The 1,635-nt window shown below is 66.2% G+C and carries 2 protein-coding genes; one reads left to right on the forward strand and one right to left on the reverse strand.

Annotation, left to right across the window (positions count from 1 at the left end):
• Positions 1-29: 29 nt before the first annotated feature.
• The gene (locus ACFWAY_RS53705; RefSeq protein WP_378516531.1) at positions 30-1,163 is read right to left on the reverse strand and encodes an IS630 family transposase; all 1,134 of its coding nucleotides are present in this window, start codon (positions 1,161-1,163) and stop codon (positions 30-32) included.
• Positions 1,164-1,273: 110 nt separating this feature from the next.
• On the opposite strand from ACFWAY_RS53705, the gene ACFWAY_RS53710 reads away from it, so the two are divergent.
• Complete coding sequence (locus ACFWAY_RS53710) at positions 1,274-1,621, forward strand: hypothetical protein (protein WP_378516532.1); 348 nt, start codon at positions 1,274-1,276, stop codon at positions 1,619-1,621.
• The last annotated feature ends 14 nt before the right edge of the window (positions 1,622-1,635 follow it).

Genomic DNA, 1,635 nt, shown 5'->3' on the forward strand with positions numbered 1-1,635 from the left:
AGTGGTCTGATTCGCTAATTCGTCGGGGGTTATGCCGCTTGCAGGGTTCGGTCGTGGTGGTCGAGTCGTTCGAGGTGTCGGTGCAGGTCGGTGGTGGTGTACCGCCACTTGAACGGCACGGCGGTGGCGTTGTACCGTTCCTCGAAGGAGAGCAGGCGCTGTTCGACAGCATCGAGGTCTTCGAAATCGTTGGGCGAGACCACTTTGCGTTGGACTATGGAGAAGAAGATCTCGACCTGATTGAGCCACGACGCGTGCACCGGGGTGTGCACCATCACCGCGTTCGGATACCTCGCGGACAGCCGATCGATCGCGGCCCGGCCCCGGTGCGAGGATCCGTTGTCGACGATCCAAAACACCCGTTGCGCCGACGCATAGGGCTCGCAGGTCATGACCTGATCGACCAGGGCGGTGAACGGCACTATGCCGGTCGACTGTTCGCATCGACCGAACACCCGGGCATGGTGGACGTCGTAGGCCGCCAGATACGCCAACGCCCCACCGCGGCGGTAGTCGTGATTGACGCGCATCGGACGTCCTTTACCGGCCGGCTGGGTGGGATGGCAACGGCGACGGGCCTGGATGGAGGGCTTTTCGTCCGCGGAGATCACGTACTCGTCCGCGCCCAGCTCGACGCCGTCGTACCTGCGGGCATACAGATCGAGGACGACAGCGGCTTTGGCCTCGAACCGTGGATCCCGGACGAAGATCCACGACTGGTACTGCCAGGGTTTGAGGGCGTCCTGCGTGAGCCAGCGGCGCACCGTCGACACCGAGGCCCGGATCCCGTCGGTCAGCAACTGGCGGGCCAGTTCCGGGGCGCTCCACCGAGACAGGGGCAGCTGGTGCTCGGCCGGCAACTCGCACGCCCACACCTTGACCCGGGCCACGTCCGTGGGGGTGTACACCGGTGGGCGCCCCGATCGGGGCGCGTCGACCAGTGCCTTGATGCCCTTGGCGCAGAATCGGGCGCGCCACTTGCGGGCGGTATCGACGCAGATGCCGAGTTCGTCGGCGATGGCCGCGTTCGAGGCGCCGTCGGCGGCCATCAACACGATCACCGCGCGCAGCACCACCTTCTGCGGGGTGTTGCCCGCCCGCACCCGCCGCTCGAGCTCGACGCGGTCGACCTCGTCCAACGCGACCTGGAACGGACTGACCATCACCACAGCAGCACCAGCAGGTCACATTCATCACACATGCCCCAACCTTCGCGTGCGACACCCCCGAGGTTGGTGACCGACACGGGTGGTCATCGGGCACGATGAACCCTGTGCCGACACCACCGGAATCGACGAAGAACTCGCTGCGCCTTCGGTTGTTCGATCACGCCCGCGCCCGCTGGCCGCAACTGCGTGACGTCGACGCCCGATTTCGAGGATCCTTCGCCTACGTCGACGCGACACTGCCGGACGGCACCGTCCTACCGCTGATGCGGCTGCGTTACGGAGGATCGGCCCGCTCGTGGGGATTCGCGATCCACCTCGCCAGCACCGGCAAGTACCAGGACTCGATCCTGCCCAGCGGCGACTTCGCCGGCACCCCCGAGGACGCACTCGACTGCGCCTGCGGGCTCTACCTCGCCGACCCCACCGCCTGGCAACAACCCCCGACGAATTAACGAATCAGACCACT

Source organism: Rhodococcus sp. NPDC059968, from assembly GCF_042738615.1.
Lineage (GTDB): Bacteria > Actinomycetota > Actinomycetes > Mycobacteriales > Mycobacteriaceae > Rhodococcus_F.